The organism is Variovorax sp. 54 (genome assembly GCF_002754375.1).
GTDB lineage: Bacteria > Pseudomonadota > Gammaproteobacteria > Burkholderiales > Burkholderiaceae_C > Variovorax.
Window position 1 is genome coordinate 2,220,380 of sequence record NZ_PEFF01000001.1, and the last position, 16,472, is coordinate 2,236,851.

At 68.3% G+C, this 16,472-nt stretch carries 14 protein-coding genes; 10 read left to right on the forward strand and 4 right to left on the reverse strand.

Features of this window, described 5'->3' with window-relative positions; all coding sequences use genetic code 11:
* Window positions 1-26 precede the first annotated feature (26 nt).
* Together CLU95_RS10220 and CLU95_RS10225 are read right to left on the reverse strand one after the other, a co-directional pair.
* The gene (locus tag CLU95_RS10220; RefSeq protein ID WP_099792774.1) at window positions 27-1,247 is read right to left on the reverse strand and encodes an RtcB family protein; all 1,221 of its coding nucleotides are present in this window, start codon (window positions 1,245-1,247) and stop codon (window positions 27-29) included.
* Between the two features lie 309 nt (window positions 1,248-1,556).
* Complete coding sequence (locus CLU95_RS10225) at window positions 1,557-2,708, reverse strand: slipin family protein (protein ID WP_099792776.1); 1,152 nt, start codon at window positions 2,706-2,708, stop codon at window positions 1,557-1,559.
* Window positions 2,709-3,386: 678 nt separating this feature from the next.
* Here CLU95_RS10225 and rtcR point away from each other — a divergent pair.
* The 6 genes from rtcR to CLU95_RS10255 all read left to right on the forward strand — a co-directional run bounded on the left by rtcR (window position 3,387) and on the right by CLU95_RS10255 (window position 8,539).
* A complete protein-coding gene (rtcR, locus tag CLU95_RS10230; RefSeq protein WP_099792779.1) occupies window positions 3,387-5,006 on the forward strand; it encodes an RNA repair transcriptional activator RtcR in 1,620 nt (539 codons plus the stop codon).
* 13 nt (window positions 5,007-5,019) lie between these two features.
* Window positions 5,020-5,565, forward strand: a complete 546-nt coding sequence (locus CLU95_RS10235) for a hypothetical protein (RefSeq protein ID WP_099792781.1) — start codon at window positions 5,020-5,022, stop codon at window positions 5,563-5,565.
* A gap of 70 nt (window positions 5,566-5,635) precedes the next feature.
* The gene (locus CLU95_RS10240; RefSeq protein WP_099792783.1) at window positions 5,636-6,175 is read left to right on the forward strand and encodes a 2'-5' RNA ligase family protein; all 540 of its coding nucleotides are present in this window, start codon (window positions 5,636-5,638) and stop codon (window positions 6,173-6,175) included.
* Window positions 6,172-6,729: an exonuclease gene (locus CLU95_RS10245; RefSeq protein WP_099792785.1), complete on the forward strand. Its 558-nt coding sequence runs from the start codon at window positions 6,172-6,174 to the stop codon at window positions 6,727-6,729. The genes CLU95_RS10240 and CLU95_RS10245 overlap by 4 nt, the downstream gene beginning before the upstream one ends.
* Window positions 6,726-7,592 carry an alpha/beta hydrolase gene (locus tag CLU95_RS10250; RefSeq protein WP_099792787.1) on the forward strand — a complete coding sequence of 289 codons (867 nt, stop codon included), beginning with the start codon at window positions 6,726-6,728 and terminating at the stop codon, window positions 7,590-7,592. The genes CLU95_RS10245 and CLU95_RS10250 overlap by 4 nt, the downstream gene beginning before the upstream one ends.
* On the forward strand, window positions 7,589-8,539 hold the full coding sequence (locus tag CLU95_RS10255; protein WP_099792789.1) for an ornithine cyclodeaminase family protein: 951 nt from the start codon (window positions 7,589-7,591) through the stop codon (window positions 8,537-8,539). Before CLU95_RS10250 ends, CLU95_RS10255 begins: the two co-directional genes overlap by 4 nt.
* Before the next feature lie 34 nt (window positions 8,540-8,573).
* On the opposite strand, the gene CLU95_RS10260 is transcribed toward CLU95_RS10255, so the two are convergent.
* Window positions 8,574-10,787, reverse strand: a complete 2,214-nt coding sequence (locus tag CLU95_RS10260) for a TonB-dependent receptor domain-containing protein (protein WP_099792791.1) — start codon at window positions 10,785-10,787, stop codon at window positions 8,574-8,576.
* Window positions 10,788-11,094: 307 nt separating this feature from the next.
* Here CLU95_RS10260 and CLU95_RS10265 point away from each other — a divergent pair, with 307 nt between their 5' ends.
* The 4 genes from CLU95_RS10265 (at window position 11,095) to CLU95_RS10280 (ending at window position 13,133) form a co-directional block, all read left to right on the forward strand.
* The gene (locus CLU95_RS10265; RefSeq protein WP_099792793.1) at window positions 11,095-11,358 is read left to right on the forward strand and encodes a hypothetical protein; all 264 of its coding nucleotides are present in this window, start codon (window positions 11,095-11,097) and stop codon (window positions 11,356-11,358) included.
* Between the two features lie 90 nt (window positions 11,359-11,448).
* Window positions 11,449-11,919 (forward strand): hypothetical protein, encoded by a 471-nt coding sequence (locus CLU95_RS10270; RefSeq protein WP_099792795.1) that lies wholly within the window; start codon window positions 11,449-11,451, stop codon window positions 11,917-11,919.
* Window positions 11,920-12,057: 138 nt separating this feature from the next.
* Window positions 12,058-12,636, forward strand: coding sequence for a DJ-1/PfpI family protein (locus CLU95_RS10275; RefSeq protein ID WP_099792797.1), 579 nt, complete (start codon window positions 12,058-12,060; stop codon window positions 12,634-12,636).
* Window positions 12,637-12,710: 74 nt separating this feature from the next.
* On the forward strand, window positions 12,711-13,133 hold the full coding sequence (locus CLU95_RS10280) for a ribbon-helix-helix domain-containing protein (protein WP_099792799.1): 423 nt from the start codon (window positions 12,711-12,713) through the stop codon (window positions 13,131-13,133).
* A 17-nt stretch (window positions 13,134-13,150) separates the two neighbouring features.
* Here the strand turns inward: CLU95_RS10280 and CLU95_RS10285 are convergent, their stop codons facing one another.
* Window positions 13,151-16,270, reverse strand: a complete 3,120-nt coding sequence (locus tag CLU95_RS10285; protein ID WP_099792801.1) for an autotransporter outer membrane beta-barrel domain-containing protein — start codon at window positions 16,268-16,270, stop codon at window positions 13,151-13,153.
* Window positions 16,271-16,472: the final 202 nt, after the last annotated feature.

Consider the following 16,472-nt stretch of genomic DNA (forward strand, 5'->3'; position numbering starts at 1 on the left):
TGCCAGGGCGATGATCGCGCCTGGCCCTACCCCTTCACACACACCACCTGCTTGAGCGTGTAAACCACCTCCACCAGGTCCTTCTGCGCATCCATCACCGCGTCGATGTCCTTGTAGGCCATCGGGATCTCGTCGATCACATCGGCGTCCTTTCGGCATTCGACGCCTTCGGTCGCGGCGATCTGGTCGGCGACGGTGAAGAGTTTCTTCGCCTTCGTCCGGCTCATCTTCCGGCCCGCGCCATGGCTGCAGCTCATGAAGCTCTCGGGGTTGCCCTTGCCGCGCACGATGTAGCTCTTGGCGCCCATGCTGCCGGGGATGATCCCCAGCTCGCCGAGCTTCGCGCTCACCGCACCCTTGCGGGTCACGAGCACGTCTTGCCCGAAGTGCGTTTCGCGGCTCACGTAGTTGTGGTGGCAGTTCACCGCTTCCACGTGCGCCTCGAAAGGCTTGGTGATGACCTTGCGCGCGGCCGCGACCACGCGCTGCATCATCACTTCGCGGTTCGCCCGTGCGAACTTCTGGGCCCAGCCCACGGCGCGCACGTAGTCACCGAAGTACTTCGCGCCTTCTTCGAAGTACGCCAGGTCCTGATCGGGCAGATTGCGCTGGTGCAGCTGCGCGTCCTTCTTCGCGAGTTCGATGAAGTGCGTGCCGATGGCGTTGCCCACGCCGCGCGAACCCGAGTGCAGCATGAACCACACGGCGCCCGCTTCGTCGAGGCACACCTCGATGAAGTGGTTGCCGGTACCCAGCGTTCCCAGGTGCTTGTGGTTGTTCGTGTTCTTGATGCGCGGGTAGTCCTCGCAGATGGCATCGAACTCGTCCACCAGCTTCGCCCAGGCGGCGTCGGTTTCGTCGGGCGGCGTTTCCCACGAACCCTTGTCGCGGCCCATGCGCTTGGGATTGCTTCCGTGCGGCACGGCCTTCTCGATCGCCGAACGCAGCGGGCCCAGGTTGTCGGGCAGGTCGCGCGCATTGAGCGTGGTCTTGCAGGCCATCATTCCGCAACCGATGTCCACGCCGACGGCGGCGGGGATGATGGCCTTGAAGGTCGGGATCACCGAGCCCACGGTCGCACCGATGCCGTAGTGCACGTCGGGCATGGCCGCGATGTGCTTGAACACGATGGGCAGGCGCGCGGCGTTCTCGAGCTGCTTCTGCGCCTCGTCTTCCACGGGTACGCCATTGGTCCACATCTTCACGGGGACGCCGTTGGCGACTTCATGTACTTTGTAGTTCGTCATTTTTCTTTTCTCTCTCTTTGTCTGTCTATCTGTCTATTCTTCACAACCGATTGGTGGACACGGCGGGATTCGAACCCGCATCAATACGGCGACCATGGTGTTTGAGTCCGATGGCCCAGTCGACGATTGGAAACGCGCGCCAGTGACAGACCCGTCATCGGAGCCAGCACCTGCATCCTCAACCTTGCTCGTCAACCGACTTTCCCGCCGTACCTGGTCTTACCCAGGCTGCCGGCAATTTCAAACATTTTTGGCAGTGGCGCTCCCTTCTGTGCCTGCGTGCCCGTGTCTCTTTCTTTCCTCTATGGCTCAAGAACCGTTCGGCCGCAGCGTCACGAGTCCGTTGAGCACCTGGTCCAGGCCGCCGATCACCGAGATCTTGTCGATGCGCTCGGCCACGCGTTCCAGCGTCTCGAGTTCCTTCATGCGCAAGGCGACGGGGTTGCCCTCCATCACCTTCGCGGTGTTCAGCAGCGAGCGCGTGGCCGCGGTTTCCTCGCGGCGGCGGATCACGTTGGCCTGGGCCGACTTCTCGGCCTCCACCACCTGCGCGAGGATGGTCTTCATCTCGCCCGGCAGGATGATGTCCTTCACGCCCACGCTCTCCAGCACCAGGCCCGAACCCTCGAGCCGCTCACGCACCTGCGCCAGCACCGTCTGGTCGATGGCGGACTTGTTCTCCAGCAGGGCGTCGAGCGTCTGCTCACCCACCGCCGCGCGCAGACCGAACTGCAGCTCGCGGTACACATGCTCGGCCGGCTTGGGCATCTGCGCCAGGGCTCGTCGCACATCGGCAAAACGCCACACCGCCGACAGGTTCAGCCGCAGCCCCACCTTGTCGCGGGTGAGTATTTCCTGGCCGCTCACTTCGGCGATCTGCGAACGCAGGTCCACGCTGGTCACGGCCACCTGCCGGTTGAAGCGCCAGAAGCCGTGGTTGCCCGGCGGCAGCAATGCCTGCATCTGGCCTTCGAGGGTCAGCACACCGGCATGGAACTCGGGCACCTGCACCAGCAGCACGCCTTCGAGCCCCTGCACCGCACGCGGACGCAGCGCCACGCTCTGCAGCTTGGCCAGCAGCTCGGCCGGCAGGCGTGCATCGGCGGCCACGTCGATCACGTCGACGCGCTGCTCGCGCAGGCCGCGCCAGTAGAGCTTGCGGGTGGCGGGCGGCAGGATCTGCACCAGCACGCCGTCTTCATGGCGCAGGCCGACCTCGGTCTCGCCCAGCGACACCTGCACGAACTCGCGCTGCACCAGCTGCGGCTCGCGCGCCAGGAAGTAGTCGGCCAGCTCGTGCTCGAAGGCCGGCTCGGCCAGCGAGAAGCGCTCGAGCTGCACGGTGTCGAAACCCGTGAACACGCGGTGCTTGCCGGCGGCATACAGGCCATCGAAGTCGCCATTGCGCAGCAGCAGCACGCGCTCGTTCTTCTTGACGGTGAATGGGGTGAATCCCAGCATTTTTTCTTCCTCTCTCTTCTTCTTCGTTGCGGTTGTCGTTCGTCTACGTTTCGTGTCGGGGCCCACGAAGGACAGACGGCGGGCACCGTGGTTTGCGAGGTCAGCAGCACAGCGGTCGACGGGTCGGTGCGATGGCTGCGCCATCGCCTCCTTCTGCGTCGATGGCTGCATGCGGTTCCTTGCAGAACGCGCGATGCGCAAGCCGCCTGCACTGGCACGGTGTCGCTCGGCCGGGCCCCGCCCTGCGCCTCGCTCCGGTGTGCCGGGGCGGTGGGGCTTTCGCCCCCATCAAAGCGGCGGTGCGAACACCGCCGAAGGTTGTTTGCGGGAATCGAACCCGCCACGCCGCGTGGTTAGCACGGTGCTCCACCATGAGCAGACTGGAACAAGTCCAGTGACCAGTGCAGTTCAACAGCGGCATACCGCGGACCCAAGAACAGGTCTGGCCTGCGGCACCGGGCCGCTGTGATGCGGCACCTGGGAGCGGATGAACTGCATCCGGACCCTTTCTCTATTGCAGCGAGCGTGCCAACTTGGTCACCACGTGGCAGAAAACCGGTCGGCAGCGACGCAAGTCATTGACTGGCAAGGGAAATTTCCTCTTCCCTGCATGTGACACGGCGCCCATCTCTTGCTAGCATTCGGATAATTCTTAGAAACTCAGCTAGTCTTTTATCCATGAAGCCCATCGTCGTCATCGGATTCCTCGGCACCCAGCTCGATGCCGGCCAGGGCGCGGGCCGCTGGAACAAGTGGCGCCCCACGGTCTCGCTGGCGCAGCACGACGACATGGTGGTCGCGCGCCTCGAGCTGCTGCACACGCGCAAGCACACGGCGCTGGCCGAGGTGGTGAAGGCCGACATCGCCGCCGTGTCGCCCGAGACCACGGTCAACCTCGTGCCCTTCGACCTCGAAGACCCGTGGGACTTCGGCGAGGTCTACACGCGCCTGTACGACTGGGCGCGCGCCTACCCCTTCCAGCCCGAGCGCGAGCAGTACTGGACGCACATCACCACGGGCACGCACGTGGCGCAGATCTGCATGTTCCTGCTGTCGGAATCGCGCGTGGTGCCGGGCGTGCTGGCGCAAACCTCGCCGCCGCGCAAGCAGCGCCAGGGTGATGCGGGCAAGGTCGCGCTGATCGACCTCGACCTGTCGCGCTACGACCCGATTGCGCGCCGCTTCGACGCCGACCAGCGCGACGCGGTCGCCTTCTTGAAGAGCGGCATCGCCACGCGCAATGCGCGCTTCAACGCGCTCATCGACGAGATCGAGCGCGTGGCCGTGCGCTCGCGCGCACCGATCCTGCTCGTGGGGCCGACGGGCGCGGGCAAGTCGTTCCTGGCGCGCCGCATGTTCGAGCTGAAGCAGGCGCGCCACCAGGTGACGGGGCCGTTCGTCGAAGTGAACTGCGCCACGCTGCGCGGCGACGGCGCGGCCTCCACGCTGTTCGGGCACAAGAAGGGATCGTTCACCGGCGCGGCGAGCGACCGCGCGGGGCTGCTGCGCACCGCGCACCAGGGCGCGCTGTTTCTCGACGAGATCGGCGAGCTCGGCCTCGACGAACAGGCGATGCTGCTCAAGGCCATCGAGGAGAAGCGCTTCTTCCCCGTGGGCGCCGACAAGGAAGTGGAGAGCGACTTCCAGCTCATCGCCGGCACCCACCGCGACCTGCGCCGCGACGTGGCGCAGGGGCGCTTTCGCGAAGACCTGTTCGCGCGCATCAACCTCTGGACCTACGACCTGCCCGGCCTCGCGCAGCGGCCCGAAGACATCGAGCCCAACCTCGACCACCTGCTGGCCCTGCACGCGGCCGAGAACCACCGCGTGGTGCGCTTCAACGCCGAAGCGCGCACGGCCTACCTGCGCTTCGCGCAAAGCAGCGAGGCGCTCTGGCGCGGCAACTTCCGCGACTTGTCGGCGAGCGTGACGCGGCTCGCGACGCTGGCCGATGGCGGGCGCATCGCGGTCGCGCTGGTCGAGGCGGAGATCGCGCGGCTGCGTTGGCTGTGGAAGCACGAAGGTGCGGGCGCTTCAGTGGCGGCGGGCGATGAGGTCGACCTGGAGGCCTTGCTCGGCGAAGAGAAGTTCGCCGCGCTCGACCTGTTCGATCGCCTGCAACTCGAAGCGGTGGTGCGCGTGTGCCGGTCGGCGCGCAGCTTGTCGGAGGCGGGGCGGCAGTTGTTCCAGGCCTCGCGAACGCAGCGCAGCGTGGTGAACGATGCGGACCGGCTGCGCAAGTACCTGGCCAAGATGGGGCTGGACTGGGGCCGGATTTCAGCGCTTGCGAAGAACTGAGGAGAACCTGTTCATGTTCGACTTCTTGAAAAAAGCGCCGAAGGAAGAGCCTGCCGGGAGGGCATCGCCCGACCATTCCGCCTTCGAGATTAACAACGCCAAGTTGCGGACCGGCAAGGAACTGCGCGCGGTCTTGTACCTGTACGAGGACCGCACCTACATCGTCTCCTCGACCACGAGCATCGCCGAGACCGGCACGCCCACAGTGCTCGATGCATCGGCGTCCGATGATCAGATCGGGTTGGTCATCTGCGACAAGCTGCTGGATGCCTGGCAGCACGACCTGGGAGACATTCGAGGACACAAGCAGGACGACTGGCAAGTGCTCAAGGCCTCTGGTGCAAAGACCGGCAGGCAGTTCAACGAAAACTCGCTGTACATGGTCATCGAGACCATCAACAGCGCCATCAGCTTCACGATGCGCTACCGGGTCACCCTGGAGCCATCCTTCCACGCGGGCGCCATCTTGTCGAACGGGGTGGAACACGAGCAGATCGGCATCACCGTCCGACGGCTGGTGGCCGCCGCGAGAGCACTGCGGAAAGCCGATATCTTCTGAGGCAGAAGGCCTCTTCGTCTCGGCGTTTTCCGGAAGCGAACCGGCGCATCGATGGGCTATCCTCCGCCCGATGCCCATCTCCGCATTCGCCGTGAAGGTTCCCGCGGCCGAACCCATCGCCGCAGACCTTCGCCGCCGTTTTGATCCCACCGTGGCGCTCGGCGTGCCCGCCCACATCACGCTGCTCGTGCCCTTCATGGACCCCGCGCTGATCACCGACGAGGTGCTCGCCCGCGCGCGGCGCGTGCTGCAGCGCACGGCGTCGTTCACCTTTGTGCTCGGCAAGGTCGGACGCTTTCCCGAGACCGCCTACCTGGCACCGGAGCCCGCCGCGCCGTTCGTCGAGATGACGCGTGCGCTGGTGAAGGAGTTTCCCGAGTTCCCGCCGTACGACGGCCTGCATGACGACATCGTTCCGCATCTGTCGGTGGCGCATGGCAACGCGCTGCATGCGCAGGAGGCCGCCATCGAGCTGCAGGCGCGGCTGCTTGCGTCGGGGCCGGTGCAGGCGCGCTGCATGGAGGTCGCACTCATCGAGAACGCGTCGGGGCAGTGGTTGGACATGCATGTCTTTCAGCTCGCGGACCCTGCGACGCTCCTTCGCCCATGACCGAGATCTACATCAGCACCGACGTCGAAACCGACGGCCCCATTCCCGGCCCGCACTCGATGCTCAGCTTCGGCTCGGCCGCCTACACGGCCGACAAGCAACTCGTGTCCACCTTCAGCGCCAACCTGCACACGCTGCCCGGCGCCGAGGCCGACCCCAAGACGGCGGCCTGGTGGCAGACCCAGCCCGAGGCCTGGGCCGCATGCCGCACCGACCTGCAGGACCCGACACATGCCATGAAGAACTACGTCGCGTGGCTCAAGGGCCTGAAGGCGCGGCCGGTGTTCGTGGCGTGCCCGGCGGGCTTCGACTTCCTGTTCGTCTACTGGTACCTGATGCGCTTCGCGGGCGAGAGCCCGTTCAGCCATTCGGCGCTCGACATGAAGAGCTTCGCGATGGCGCTGCTGAAGACCGGCTATCGCGACAGCACCAAGCGCGCGATGCCGCGCCGCTGGTTCGATGCCGGGCTGCCGCACACGCACGTGGCGCTGGACGACGCCATCGAGCAAGGCGCGCTCTTCTGCAACATGCTCGCCGAAAGCCGGCAGGCATGACCACGACCTCGCCTGCTCGCCGCTGGTGGCAACTGCCGCTCGCCACCCTGCCGCTCTTCCTGCTCGGCGGCTGCGTGCAGTCGATGTTCTATTACCCCGACCGCGTGCGCTACGAAACGCCCGACGCGCTGGGCCTGCGCTACGAGAACGTGCGCTTCACCAGCGCCGACGGCACGCGGCTGAGCGGCTGGTTCATTCCCGCCGCCGGCCGGCCGGACCCGAAGGCGGCCAAGGGCACCGTGGTGCACTTCCACGGCAACGCGCAGAACATGAGCAGCCACTGGCGCTTCGTGGCGTGGCTGCCAAAGCAGGACTACAACGTCTTCGTGTTCGACTACCGCGGCTATGGCGAATCGGACGGCGCACCCGAACCCCGCGGCGTGTTCGAGGATTCGAACGCCGCGCTCGACCATGTGCGCGCCCGTGCGGATGTCGATGCGTCGCGGCTGTTCGTCTTCGGGCAGAGCCTGGGCGGCACGAACGCGATCGCCGCTGTCGGGTCGGGCAACCGGGCCGGCGTGAAGGCGGTGGCAATCGAATCGACCTTCTATTCGTACCGTTCGATCGCCAACGACAAGCTGCCGGGCGCCGGCCTGTTGGTGCGCGATGACTACGGGGCCTCGAAGTTCGTCGCGGCCATCGCACCGATTCCGCTGCTGCTGATCCACGGCACGGCCGACATGGTGATTCCGCACGGCCACTCGCAGCGCCTGCTGGCCGATGCGAAAGAACCCAAGCAGCTCATCGAGGTGCCGGGTGCCGGCCACCTCGAACCGATGGCGGCGCCGCGCTTTGGCACCACCTACCGGCAAGCCCTCACCACCTTCTTCGACAGCGCCCCGGCGCTGCCTTCCCGCCCATGAAACATTTCGACGAAGCCGCCACCGGCGCACCCTTGAGCTTCGAGCGGCTCGTGCCCGCGCTGCGCGCCGCGTTCGTGGCCGAGGCGCAGGTGCCGCCGCGCCACGTGCACAGCATCGAGACCGGCGGCGACGCGGCCACGCGCGGCACGGTGCTGATCATGCCGGCGTGGAGCGACGCAGGCTTTCTGGGCATCAAGACGATCAACATCTTTCCCGGCAACGGCGCGCGCGGCCTGCCCGGGCTGCACGCGACCTACGTGCTGTACGACGCGCGCACCGGCGTGCCGCTGGCGATGATGGATGGCAACGAGATCACCGCGCGGCGCACGGCGGCCGCATCGGCGCTGGGCGCGTCGTTCCTGGCGCGTGCCGATGCGCGCAAGCTGCTGGTGCTGGGCACCGGCCGCATCGCGCGCATGCTGCCCGCCGCGCACGCGTGCGTGCGCGCCATCGACGAGGTGCGGGTGTGGAACCACCGGCCCGAAGGCGCGGAGGCGCTGGCCGCGCAATGGCGTGCCGAAGGCTGGAACGCACAAGCGGCCGGCACCGACCTCGAAGCGGCAGTGCGCTGCGCCGACATCGTGAGTTGCGCCACGCTGGCGACCACGCCGCTGGTGCGCGGCGAATGGCTCGCGCCGGGCGCGCACCTCGACCTGATCGGCAGCTTCACGCCCGCGATGCGCGAAGCCGATGTGCAATGTTTCGATGGCACGCGCACCTTCATCGACACGCCCGAGGCGCTGCAGAAGGCCGGCGACCTGCTCGATGCGATCGCGGCCGGCACCTTGCGCGCCGACGCGGTGCAGGGCACGCTCGCCGAGCTGTGCCGTGGCACGCGGCCCGGGCGCACCGGCGATGCCGAGCGCACGGTGTTCAAGGCCGTGGGCAGTGCGCTCGAAGACCTGAGCGCGGCCACGCTGGTGTGGCAGGCCCGCACGGACCCCTGAGGCCCGCGCCCCCCCGCCACGGCCATCGTCAATCTCAGAACGTCACGTTCGCCGACAGCCAGATCGTGCGTCCGGCCGGCGTGGTGCCCGCCACCGACGCGCCGCCCTGGAAGTACTCGTTGACCCAGGCCGAGGTGCCGCTCAGGTTGACCTGCTGGAACTTGCGGAAGTCCTTGTTGAACAGGTTGTTCACGTTGGCGTTCAGGCGCACGTTCTTCGACACCTGGTAGGAGCCGCCGAGGTGGAACAGGTGGTACGCCTTGATGTCGCCCACCGCGCGGTAGATCGCGAGGTTGTTGCCCGTCAGGCGCGCCGGGTCGCCGGTGAAGCGCGGGCTCTTGCCGCGGTATTCGCCGCGCAGCCAGAAGCGCCACTTGGCGTCGGGGTTCCAATCGACCTGCGCATGCAGCAGGTGGCGCGCGGTGTCGGCCAGCTTGCCGTTCTTCACGCCGCCTTCGATCACTTCGCTGTCGGTCCAGGTGTAGCCCGCCTTCAGGCCCCAGGCCTTGGTCAGCTGCACACGGCTGCTCAGTTCCATGCCCCAGGTCTTGGCCTGGTCGACGTTGACCGAGTAGTTGGCGGTCGGGTCGACCACGCAGCTGGAGATGCGCGCCACGCTGCAGTCGCCGCCGCTGGCGATCTTGTCCTTCACCTTGTTGTGGAACAGGGTCGCCGAGGCGGTCAGCCCCTTCTGGTTGTTGAACAGCGCCGCCAGCTCGGTGCTGGTGCTGGTCTCGGGCTTGAGGTTCGGGTTGCCGATGTTGAGCGTGGCGCCCTGGCCGCTCACGCCGCTGATGCCGTCGATCAGCTGGTTCAGGCGCGGCGCGCGGAAGCCCTTGCTGACGCCGCCCTTGAAGGTCCACTGCGGCGTGGCGTCCCAGACCAGGTAGCCGCGCGGGCTCACGTGGCCACCGAAGGCACTGTGGTGGTCGTAGCGGCCGCCCAGCGTGGCGGTGAGGCCGGGCGCGAGGCGCCATTCGTCTTCGGCGAACAGCGCCCACATGGTCTGACTCTGCGAGCGCGGCAGCAGGCCGTCGACCAGCTTGGCGTCCCACCACTGGCCGCCGACGGTCAGCACGTGGGCGTCACCCACGGGCGCGACGAGCTTGCTGTCGAGCACGAGGTTGGTGGTCTTGAGTTCGCGTTCGCGGCCACGGTCGGCTTCGCTCAGCCAGTACACGGTGCGGCGGGCCGCGGCATTGCGCGGAATGGCGCCGCCGGGAATCGTGCGGCCGACGGTCTCGGTGGTGGTGTGCATCAGGCTGCTTTCCACCGTGCCGAAGCCCAGTCGCCCGGTGTGGCCGATGGCGACCTGGTCGCGGTTGAAGCGCAGCGCGTCCTGGTAGCCCGGCGGGTTGTTGCCGGTGCGGTTGGGCGCGGCGGCGTCGCGCGTGCCCAGGCGGCCGTCTTCGTTGTCGTACCAGCTGCGGCCGGATTCGACGTCGAGCCAGATGTCGTGCTGGCGGTTGGGCGTGAGCATCAGGCGGCCGCCCACGCTGTGCTGGCGGCTCTCGGCAGGCGCGGGGTTGCGGGCCGTCGCGGGTTGCGCCTGGCCGGGTGCCAGCACCCAGTCGGCGGCTTCGCGGCGGTAGATGTTGCCGCGCAGGGTCAGGCCCAGCAGGTCGGTGGCCACGGGGCCGCTCAGGTAGACGCTGGAGCGCGTCTGCGAACCCCAGTCGCTGTCCTGCGGAATGCCGGTTTCCATCGTGACCTGGCCGCCCCATTCGCGCGCCACCTTGCGCGTGATGATGTTGACCACGCCGCCCATGGCGTCGGAGCCGTACAGCGTCGACATCGGGCCGCGGATGACCTCGATGCGCTCGATGGCCGCCAGCGGCGGCATGAAGCTGGTGTGCGCGGCGCCGAAGCCGTTGGGCGTCACGTCGCCGGCCACGTTCTGGCGCCGGCCGTCGATGAGGATCAGCGTGTAGTCGCTGGGCATGCCGCGGATCGAGATGTCCAGGCCCCCGGTCTTGCCGGTGGAGCCGCCCACGTCGATGCCTTCGACGTTCTGCAGCGCCTCGGCCAGGTCGCGGAACTGGCGCGTTTCCAGCTCCTGGCGCGTGATCACCGAAATGGAAGCGGGCGCGTCCTTCAGCTCCTGCTCGAAGCCGGTCGCGCTGACGACGACCTCGCGCAGTTGTTGGTCAGCGGGCGTCTGGGCGAACAGGGCGGGAGAAAAAAGAGATGCGGCGGCCAGCGCCAGCAAAGACGGACGCGGCCGACGGCCGCAACGCGAGAACAACATGCAAAAACTCCACGGAAAACGGCAGGAAAAACAGGGCCGCTCTCGGATGCGTTGTTGTTGTTGCGTACCAACTGATCAGCATCAATTGTAATGAGAATGAAAACAAATACCATTTGCATCCAGAGTCATCGAAGGGACATTGCGCAAGGCCGATGGCGCTTTGTGCAGGCCCTGCTTTTGGCCGCCCGGGGCAAACCCCATGTAGCCGAAAGTTCACCTTGAATTCAGGGGCGGATACGTCATCTGGCGAATAGCGCCCCGCGAAGGGCGCCGTTACTCTGGAACAAGAAAAAAGAGAGGTCCGTCCATGCTCACCATCCTTCAGAAAGCCGTGATCCTCGGGAAGGCCGGCGTCGAAGTACCGACCCGCCCGGTGGACGACCTGTCGACGCCGATGGCGACCGGCTCGCCGATCAAGGCGGAAGGCGTGTCGCAGAAGGCGCACGAATGGGCGCGGGCCGTCGAGACCCTGTACGTCAGCTACGTCGCGGCGCGCGCCGCGAAGAGCCTGCGCGATGCCGAAGAGGCGCGGCAGTCGGTCATGCTGCGGCAGCTGTCGGCTGCGGTGTAGGCCTGAGCTTCGTCCCCCGTCATTGCAGCGTGCGCGTTCTGCGCTAGCCTGCGGCCTCCTCCATCCGCAAGAGAAAGGCCAAGACGCACCATGGGACTGTTCGATTTCCTGAAGAAGAAAAAGGAACCCGAAGTAGAAATGCCGTCGACGCTCGAGGCCGGCATGGCTTCGCAGGCGGAAGACTTCATCGGCGCTTTTTCGCAGCCCGGCACGCCCATCGACGGCGCGGCGCTCGACTACTCCGAAGCCTCGCTGGTCCTCGTCGACCAGGTGCTCGAAGACTTCTTCCAGCAACAGGCGCCCTTGCCCGACGACCTGCACTTTCTGGCGTCGGCCTATGTTTTCGAAACAGCACGCCGCGAGTTCGGCGGACGCTACCTGCGCGGCGACGACGACAACCCCTTCGTCCTCGTGATCGGCCCCGACAGCGCACAGGTCGGCGTCTGCGCCATGGCCAAGGTGCGCGGGCGCGCCGTCAACGGTCCGGAAGACAGCCTGGCGTTCTTCTACGCCGGCATCGCGCCCGTGGTGCAACGCGGCGTGAGCGCCACGCTGATCTGACGCTGACAACGCAGCCGCAGCGGCATCACAGGCCGCTGCTACCCGCTGCGCCCGCCCCCTTCGAATAATGCGGCGACGGCCGGCGCGCACCCTGCGCCGGCCGGTTTCGCACCACCTCATCCGAAGGAGACAAACCCGATGGCTCGCAAGATCCTGATGCTCTGCGGCGACTACGCCGAAGACTACGAAACCATGGTGCCGTTCCAGACCCTGCTGGCCGTCGGCCACACCGTGCATGCGGTGGCGCCCGACAAGAAGGCCGGCGACTGGGTGCACACCGCCATCCACGACTTCGAAGGCGCGCAGACCTACAGCGAGAAGCCGGGTCACCGCTTCACGCTGAACGCCACCTTCGACGAGGTGCGCCCCGAGGCCTACGACGCACTCGTGATCCCCGGCGGCCGTGCGCCCGAGTACCTGCGCATGCACCCCCGCGTGGTCGAGATCGCGCGCCACTTCCTCGCGACCGACAAGCCGGTGGCCGCCGTCTGCCACGGCGCGCAACTGCTCGCGGCCACGGGCCTCATCAAGGGCCGCAAGGTGTCGGCCTACCCGGCCTGCCAGGTCGAGGTGGAACTGGCCGGCGCCGAGTACATGGGCATTCCGGTCGACCAGGCCGTGACCGACCGCAACCTCGTCACCGCACCGGCCTGGCCAGCGCATCCGGCGTGGCTGTCGCAGTTCCTGGTGGTGCTCGGCACGCGCATCGAACACTGAGCCGGCGAAAGTGCGTGGGCGGCGCTACAGTGCCGCGTCGCCCCGATTCACCCCGCCTCTCGAGGAGATGGCCCATGTGCGAAGTCTTCATCAGCGCCGATCCGCAAAGCTACGACGCGCGCACGCGCTCGGTGCGCCTGCACGGCGTGGTCACCAGCATCCGGCTCGAGAACCTGTTCTGGCAGGTGCTCGAAGAGATCGCGCAGCGCGACGGCATGGCCGTGGTGCAGCTCATCGAGCGGCTGTACGACGAGCTGGTGGCGGCGCGCGGCGAGGTCGGCAACTTCGCGTCGTTCCTGCGCGTGTGCGCGTTGCGCTACGAGGCGATGGTGGCGCAGGGACGGATTCCGGCCGACACGTCGATCGCGATCCGCTCGCTCGATGCCAACGCCGTGCTGCATGAACTGCCGCAGGGTTGGGGGCGACCGGCGCAGCAGCAACAAACAGACGGGACGCGCGTGCACACGCTCCACACCGCCGTGCGGCGGCATGCGTAGGCGCCGCCCTCACGAGATCACCAGCGGATCTTCACGCCGACGCTCGCGTTCACCCCGCTCTTGACGCGCGCGTCGCCGCCGGAGCCCGCCCACAGCTTGCCCAGCTCCACATACACGCTCGTGTTCTCGGCCACCTGCAGCGTGGCCCCTGCCGCCAGCTCGGTGCTGCTGCCGCCGGTGCGCGTCGCGATGTCCGTGACACCGGCCGGGCCGACGAAGCGGGTGACGTCGGTGCCGCTGCTGTTGCGGTAGAAATTGACCCGCACATAGGGCTGCAGCAGCCCGGCGCTGGTGACGAACTCGCCCTTCACCCGCACGCCGGCGCGTGCCCGCCAGCCGTTGTGGCTCTTCTGCTGCACGAGGGCGCCGGAGATGCCCGTGTCGCCCAGGCTCACCCGCTGGTGCACCAGCTGCACCTGCGGCTCGAGGGTCCAGTTCTGCGCAATGGGAATCGACTGCCCCACCTCGATGGACGCCAGCAGGCTGTTGCCCTTGCCGCCCCGGGAGAAGCCCAGCGTGGGCATGGCGCTGTAGCGGAGGCGGCCGGCCTGCAGCACGCCGTCGACGTACAGGCCGCTGGCGTGCTTCCAGGTGGCATAGGCGCCCAGGTACTCGCTCTTCTGGTTGTTGGTGCCCACGCCGAGGTTCGCCAGGCCGCTGGCAAAGCCGTTCACGCGCATGTCGCCGTCGAGCTGGCCGACGTACACGCCCGTGCGCCAGTCGGGGTTGGCCCACAGGTCGGTGCCGGCCTGGAAGCCCGTGAGGCGCCCCTTGCTCGTAGGGCTCACGGTGCCGCCCTGCGCGATGGTGCGCTCGGTGCTGATGATGCGGCCCCAGGCCTGGCGGTAACCCTGCGCGGGCGTGACCGTGTTCGCACCCGTGACCAGGTTGTCGCCCATGCGCAGATGCAGGTTGCCGAGCATCGCGAGGCTGGACTGGCGCAGCTGCTCGGGCAGCGCGGCGTAGAGCGGCACTTCGGCGCGGTAGGTGGGCACGACGAGCACAGGCACGCCGCCTGCGCCGCCAGTGCTGGTGCCGCCACCGCTGGCAGGCGGCGTGCCGGGCGTCACGGGCGTCACCGGCGTGACGGGGGTGACGGGCGCGGTGGTCGAGCGCAGGTACCAGTTCTCGCCCGCGCCGGTGGCATCGGCCGCATGCAGCCGGTACTCGTAGGCGCCCGCATCGACGTGCGTGCCGGCCAGCAGGAACGCGCTCCTGGTGGTCTGCGCGGTGGTCGTCGCGCCGTTGAGGGCGCTGATCACCTCGATGCCGTTGCCGGTGGTGAGCGCGCCCAAGCCGCCCAGGTTGGTGATCTGCACATTCGTCGTGCCGCTGGCGACGGCGGTGGCGCCGCTCAGGATGAGCCGGTCGCTCGCGCTCGCACTGCCGCCCAGCGCGGTACCCAGTCGCAGCGTGCCGCCGTTGCCCACCCAGGGGCCGTTGACAGTGAGCGTGGTGCCTGGCACCGCGCCCACCAGCGACACCGTGCCGCTGTGGGCCATCGACGCGAGGGTCTGGCTGTTGCCGGCCAGGTCGAGCGTCGCACCGGTGGCCACGGTGAAGGGGCTCACGCTGCTGAGCACGTTGGCCGCGCCAGCGCGCAGGGTGCCTGCCGCGATGTTGGTCCCGCCCGCATGGGTATCGGCACCGCTCAGCGTGAGCACGCCCGCGCCGATCTTCACGAGATCGCTGACGCCGGAGATCGCACCCGTCCACGCCATGTTGTTCCCGTTGGTGTCGATGGTGCCCGTGCCGCCCAGCAGCAGGGCGTTGTTGACGCTGAGGCCACCGGCGCCCGCGACGACGCTGGCGGTCGCGCCCGCGCCGATCGAGATCGCGCCCGTCATCGACGAGCCTGTGTTCAGCGTGAGGCTGTTGGCGCCGCCCGTGAACGCGACCGCCGCGGCGCGTGTGAGGCCGTCGCCGCCCAGGCCACCCGAGATCGTTCCGCCATTGGTCAGCGTGAGGTTGGCGCCCGTCACGCCCGCGCCACCCACACCGTTGGCACCGCTCGGGCCGCCGCTGCTGTTGGCCCCGCCGACGCCGCCCGCTCCACCGGCGATGGTGCCGGTGTTGGTGATGCTTGCGCCCGCGCCGGTCGATGCGAGGCCCGCCCCGCCGTCGCCGCCAGCGCCCGGTGAACCAGTGCCACCCGCCCCACCGCCGGCCGCACCGCCAGCGCCCCCGGCGCCGCCCGTGATCGCGCCGGTGTTGCCGACGGTGACAGCGACGCCCGCGAGCGTCGCGCCGATGCCCCCAGCGCCGCCGCCGCCGCCCGAGGCGTTGGAACGGGCGGGCAGCAATTCGGCCCCACCGGCGCCGCCGGCACCGCCCGTGAGGGGGCCGGTGTTGTTGAAGCTGAGTCCCGGGTTGGTCGCGTTCAGGTAGAACCCGCCGCCCCCGCTGCCGCCGCCGCCGCCTTGCGAGAAGGCGTCGCCGCCCTTGCCGCCCGCGCCGCCCGTGGAAGACCCCGTGGCCGTGTAGCTGCCGAGCGGACCGCTGAGGATCGAGCCGTAGCCGCCGGCACCGCCGCCGCCGGCCGCCCAGTACCCGTTGCCGCCCGCGCCACCGATGCCACCGGTGTAGCTGTCGGACGAGCTGCCGAGGTTGTTGGCGATCGACATCCCCTGGAAGCCACCGCCGCCGCCCCCGCCATAGCCGTTGCCGTTGCCGGGGTCACCGGTCTGCGCCTGGCCCGCGCCGCCGGCGGCGCCCTGGAACGCACCGGGCCCCGTGGGCGCGCTGGTGGTGCCGGCTGCGCCGCCGGTGCCCGGCGTGGCACCGCCGAAGCTGCCGATGCTGGCGTTGGCCCCCGCCGTGACGCCGCCCGGCGTCGACGATCCGCCCGTGCCGCCGAATGCATTGACCGTGGTGTCGTTGAGCCCGCCGCTGCCGCCCGTGCCGTCGCTGCCGCCCGTGCCCGCATTCAGCGACGGGTCGCCGACCGGCTGGCCGCCCGCGCCGCCGGCCGCGAGCACCGGCACGACGCAGACCCACAGGGCCGCCGCTGCTGCTGCTGCCGCCACCGCGCGCACGCCGCCCCCGCCGCACGACCGCGCGTGGCCGCGCGCGATTTCCGGTGCGGCCACCCAGGTGCCGGCGGTGGGACTCCACAGGGTTCGGAAGAACTTGTTCATGACTTCAACTCCCTTTTCGTTCACTGGCAAATCGGGCGGGTGTCCGCATGCAGCAGCAATGGCTGGCTCCTCCACGCGACAACGATTTCGGATGTGCAAGTCAAAAATGTAAGAACGCGTGCCAGTTACGCGTATCCCTGCAAGGGGGTAGCCTGAAACAGGAACGACCTGTCGGATGCGAGGCCCCGCCGCCTCTGTCAGG

Bases quoted from the DNA above. Each gene is read 5' to 3' on its own strand.
- CLU95_RS10220 (WP_099792774.1), bottom strand. From the start codon at position 1,247: ATGACGAACTACAAAGTACATGAAGTCGCCAACGGCGTCCCCGTGAAG.
- CLU95_RS10225 (WP_099792776.1), bottom strand. From the start codon at position 2,708: ATGCTGGGATTCACCCCATTCACCGTCAAGAAGAACGAGCGCGTGCTG.
- rtcR (WP_099792779.1), top strand. From the start codon at position 3,387: ATGAAGCCCATCGTCGTCATCGGATTCCTCGGCACCCAGCTCGATGCC.
- CLU95_RS10235 (WP_099792781.1), top strand. From the start codon at position 5,020: ATGTTCGACTTCTTGAAAAAAGCGCCGAAGGAAGAGCCTGCCGGGAGG.
- CLU95_RS10240 (WP_099792783.1), top strand. From the start codon at position 5,636: ATGCCCATCTCCGCATTCGCCGTGAAGGTTCCCGCGGCCGAACCCATC.
- CLU95_RS10245 (WP_099792785.1), top strand. From the start codon at position 6,172: ATGACCGAGATCTACATCAGCACCGACGTCGAAACCGACGGCCCCATT.
- CLU95_RS10250 (WP_099792787.1), top strand. From the start codon at position 6,726: ATGACCACGACCTCGCCTGCTCGCCGCTGGTGGCAACTGCCGCTCGCC.
- CLU95_RS10255 (WP_099792789.1), top strand. From the start codon at position 7,589: ATGAAACATTTCGACGAAGCCGCCACCGGCGCACCCTTGAGCTTCGAG.
- CLU95_RS10260 (WP_099792791.1), bottom strand. From the start codon at position 10,787: ATGTTGTTCTCGCGTTGCGGCCGTCGGCCGCGTCCGTCTTTGCTGGCG.
- CLU95_RS10265 (WP_099792793.1), top strand. From the start codon at position 11,095: ATGCTCACCATCCTTCAGAAAGCCGTGATCCTCGGGAAGGCCGGCGTC.
- CLU95_RS10270 (WP_099792795.1), top strand. From the start codon at position 11,449: ATGGGACTGTTCGATTTCCTGAAGAAGAAAAAGGAACCCGAAGTAGAA.
- CLU95_RS10275 (WP_099792797.1), top strand. From the start codon at position 12,058: ATGGCTCGCAAGATCCTGATGCTCTGCGGCGACTACGCCGAAGACTAC.
- CLU95_RS10280 (WP_099792799.1), top strand. From the start codon at position 12,711: ATGTGCGAAGTCTTCATCAGCGCCGATCCGCAAAGCTACGACGCGCGC.
- CLU95_RS10285 (WP_099792801.1), bottom strand. From the start codon at position 16,270: ATGAACAAGTTCTTCCGAACCCTGTGGAGTCCCACCGCCGGCACCTGG.